At 72.7% G+C, this 1,990-nt stretch carries 1 protein-coding gene; it reads left to right on the forward strand.

Features of this window, described 5'->3' with window-relative positions; translation table 11 throughout:
- Nucleotides 1-79 precede the first annotated feature (79 nt).
- Nucleotides 80-1,990, forward strand: a 1,911-nt coding sequence (locus ACSC1Q_RS42880) for a type I polyketide synthase (protein ID WP_436764494.1), incomplete at its 3' end; no start/stop codon positions are given.

The raw sequence follows: 1,990 nt of genomic DNA on the forward strand, positions 1-1,990 counted from the left end.
CGCCCAGGCGGTGGCCGATCACCTGGCGAGCGAGCTCGGCGGAGCCGCCTCGGCCGGTGCGGTCACCGTGGCGAGGACGATGGTCGACGACGAGCCGATCGCGATCGTGGGGATGGCCTGCCGCTACCCCGGCGGCGTCTCCTCGCCCGAGGGACTGTGGAACCTGGTGTCGTCCGGCACGGACGCCATCGGCGACTTCCCCACCGATCGCGGCTGGGACCTGGACAGACTGTACGACCCGGACCCCGAGGCCCACGGCACCTCCTACGTGCGGCGCGGCGGCTTCCTGGGAGAGGCCGGTGACTTCGACCCCGGCTTCTTCGGGATCAGCCCGCGTGAGGCCCTCGCGATGGACCCGCAGCAGCGGCTGCTGCTGGAGACGTCGTGGGAGGCGGTCGAGCGGGCCGGTATCCGCCTGAACCACCTGCGCGGCAGCCGTACGGGCGTGTTCACCGGCGTGATGTACCACGACTACGCGAGCCAGCTCACCTCCATACCGGAGGAGCTGGAGGGCCTGATCGGCACCGGGAACTCCGGCAGCGTCGCCTCCGGGCGGGTGTCGTACACGTTCGGGTTCGAGGGGCCCGCGATGACCGTGGACACGGCGTGTTCCTCGTCGCTGGTCGCGCTGCACCTGGCCGTGCAGGCGCTCAGGAACGGCGAGTGCGACCTGGCCCTGGCCGGTGGCGTGACGGTGATGGCGACCCCGGGAACGTTCATCGAGTTCTGCAGGCAGCGCGCCCTGTCCGTCGACGGCCGGTGCAAGGCGTTCTCGGCGGACGCCGACGGCGCGGGCTGGAGTGAGGGCGTGGGCATGCTGCTCGTCGAGCGGCTGTCGGACGCTCAGCGCAACGGCCACCAGGTCCTCGCCGTCGTACGGGGCAGCGCGGTCAACCAGGACGGCGCGAGCAACGGCCTGACCGCTCCGAACGGTCCTTCGCAGCAGCGGGTGATCCGCCAGGCCCTGTCCAACGCGGGCCTGTCGCCCGCCGACATCGACGCGGTCGAGGCGCACGGCACCGGGACGCCGCTCGGCGACCCGATCGAGGCGCAGGCGTTGATGGCCACGTACGGCCAGGACCGGCCTGAGGACCGGCCGCTGTGGCTGGGGTCCATCAAGTCGAACATCGGTCACGCCCAGGCCGCCGCGGGCGCCGCCGGAATCATCAAGATGGTGATGGCGATGCGGCACGGCGTGCTGCCTCGGACCCTGCACGCGAACGAGCCGAGCCCGCACGTGGACTGGTCGGCCGGTGCCGTGGAGCTGCTCACCGAGGACCGCTCGTGGACCTCCGGGGACCACCCGCGCCGGGCCGCCGTCTCCTCCTTCGGGGTCAGCGGTACGAACGCGCACGTGGTGCTGGAGGAGGCCCCCGCCCAGGAGGCGGCCGAGGCCGAGGTGCCCGCAGAGCTGCCGGTGCTGCCGTGGGTGCTGTCGGCGAAGACGGGCGACGCGCTCCGGGCCCAGGCCGAGCGGCTCGGGACGTGGCTGGAGGCGGGAACCGACTCCGACGCCGACGTGGCCCACTCCCTGGCGTCCTCCAGGTCGGTGTTCGACCACCGCGCGGTGGTCGTGGGCGCGGATCGGGGTGAGCTGCTCGCCGGTACGGCGACGCTGGCCTCGGGTGGCGTCAGCGCCGGAGTGGTGACCGGCGCGCCCGGCTCGGACGGTAAGACGGTGTTCGTCTTCCCCGGTCAGGGGTCGCAGTGGCTGGGGATGGGGGTTGAGCTGCTGGAGAGCTCTGCGGTGTTCGCGGGGCGGATGGCGGAGTGTGAGGTGGCGCTGTCGGGGTTCGTGGACTGGTCGTTGACCGGGGTGTTGCGGGCCGAGGCGGGTCAGCCGGGGTTTGACCGGGTGGATGTGGTGCAGCCGGTGTTGTGGGCGGTGATGGTCTCGCTCGCCGAGGTGTGGCGTTCGCTGGGGGTGGAGCCGGCGGCGGTGGTGGGTCACTCCCAGGGGGAGATCGCGGCCGCGGTGGTGGCGGGTGCG

This window comes from Streptosporangium heterodermiicola (assembly GCF_051390675.1).
GTDB lineage: Bacteria > Actinomycetota > Actinomycetes > Streptosporangiales > Streptosporangiaceae > Streptosporangium.